The 1859-nt window shown below is 50.0% G+C and carries 2 protein-coding genes and 1 pseudogene; 2 read left to right on the plus strand and 1 reads right to left on the minus strand.

Going from position 1 to position 1859, the window contains the following annotated elements:
* Positions 1 to 280 (minus strand): annotated as a pseudogene (locus WH277_RS02730) (biotin/lipoyl-binding protein); the annotation flags it as partial.
* 136 nt (positions 281 to 416) lie between these two features.
* On the opposite strand from WH277_RS02730, the gene WH277_RS02735 reads away from it, so the two are divergent.
* Both WH277_RS02735 and WH277_RS02740 read left to right on the plus strand, forming a co-directional pair.
* Positions 417 to 1085 carry a response regulator gene (locus tag WH277_RS02735; protein ID WP_339504276.1) on the plus strand — a complete coding sequence of 223 codons (669 nt, stop codon included), beginning with the start codon at positions 417 to 419 and terminating at the stop codon, positions 1083 to 1085.
* 1 nt (position 1086) lies between these two features.
* A partial coding sequence (locus WH277_RS02740; protein WP_339504278.1) for a histidine kinase dimerization/phospho-acceptor domain-containing protein occupies positions 1087 to 1859 on the plus strand: 773 nt, incomplete at its 3' end.

Genomic DNA, 1859 nt, shown 5'->3' on the forward strand with positions numbered 1-1859 from the left:
CGATCTGGAACAGTGCCTGACCGGGACGGATTTCACTGCCCTGGCTGAAGTGCATCGCCGTAATAATGCCGCTGACCTGCGGGCGGATTTGCGCCGTGCGAAATGCGGTGACACGGCCTGCAAAAACCTGTTCCTGCGTAACGGGCTGCAGTACCAGCGTTTCAACTATCACCGATACTGGAGGTGTTTCGCTGACCGTTGTTTCTGTCGGCGCATCACAGCCCGACAGAAGATAAAACATCGGTATCAATGATAATCTTGCTATGCTTTTGTTAAACATACCGACCGCTTTCCTGATATTTTTAAAGTTAACTTATGTGTTAACGTAATAATAAAGGCCGTACGTTGAGGCTGCGTGGAGGTTATGTGGAGATGGTGTGGAGAAGGAATGAGATGACACGAAAATCGGGTCGAAGATGAAAAATATTAAAATATTGCTCGCTGAAGACGAGAAAGATATTGCCGACATCCTTTTTGCTTACCTGCAAAAAGAAAGCTTTACCATTATTCATGCCGCTAACGGACGTGAAGCACTGGAGCGTTATTTTGAGGACCGGCCTGACTTTGTCATCCTGGATATTAAAATGCCATTTATTGATGGCTGGCAGGTACTTAACGATATTCGTAAAGACTCAGACGTCCCCGTGATGATGCTGACAGCACTGGATGCTGATGTGGACAAAATCCATGCGTTAAGAGTCGGGGCCGATGACTACATCGTTAAACCCTTTAATCCAGCGGAAGTGGTGGCGAGGATTCACGTGATATTACGTCGCCTGCCCATTTACAGCAGTAAAAATATCGATGTGGATACAGTTAATCATCTGGTGAAAATAAAAAATAGCGGTACCGAGATCGGAAGCAGGCTGACTTCAACGGAATTTAAAATCCTGATGCATTTGATTCGTTACCCGAAGCGTGTTTTCACCCGCCGGGAGCTGCTGGAGCATTGTCTTCCCGAAGGTGAAGCCAGTGAGCGCACCGTTGACAGCCACATCAGCAAGCTGCGTAAAAAGATAGAACAGGCCGGGCTACCCTCAGTGCCTGAGAGCATTCGCGGCTTCGGCTATCGGCTGGGAGACTAAGATGGCAACGCCTGGCATCCGCTATCAGCTGTTTATCCTCACCTTAAAAGTCGCCGTCAGCACGCTGGTGCTGCTGTCGGTGGTGTACAGCGTGTATATCGGCATCTTTTATGATGGCAAAGATGAGTACAGCTGGATACCGACTTCTCACGACTGGATACTGACGCTGCTCGCGGGTATTTTATCGTCGGCAGTGGCGCTCTATTTTGTCTGGGGCTTTGCCAAACGCGTGATTATTCCGCTGAATGCGGTTGCCCACAGTGCGCGCCAGGTGGCCGAGGGCAATCTGAGCATCCGGGCAGAACATAGCGCCGCAGAAATACGCGAAACCGCACTGCTGATTGATGACTTTAATTCCATGGCGGAAAAGCTCGAAGTGATGTCGCATGAGATGAAAAAGTGGAATGCGGCCATCGCCCATGAGCTGCGCACGCCTGTTACGGTGTTACAAGGGCGCATACAGGGGATGGTGGACGGTATTTTCGACAGAGACGATCGGCAGTTCGATATCTTACTCCGGCAGACGGAAGGATTATCTCGGCTGATCGACGATCTTCGCGTACTCAGCCTGTCAGACAGCGGCCAGCTCTACCTCTACCGTGAAACGCTGCATCTTAAAGAAATACTGACGTCATCTGTCGATTCTTTTCGTGACAAGCTTAAGCTACGTGGGCTTGAGCCGGTGATTGAAGCCGAAGATATTGTCTGTTTTGTCGATGAAGTGCGCCTGCGCCAGGTGCTGTCCGCGCTACTCAGCAATGTCAGTAAATATGC

Source organism: Erwinia sp. MYb416 (genome assembly GCF_037479575.1).
GTDB lineage: Bacteria > Pseudomonadota > Gammaproteobacteria > Enterobacterales > Enterobacteriaceae > Erwinia > Erwinia rhapontici.

Excerpts from the sequence above, each read along its gene's own strand:
- WH277_RS02735 (WP_339504276.1), top strand. The coding sequence starts at position 417 with ATGAAAAATATTAAAATATTGCTCGCTGAAGACGAGAAAGATATTGCC.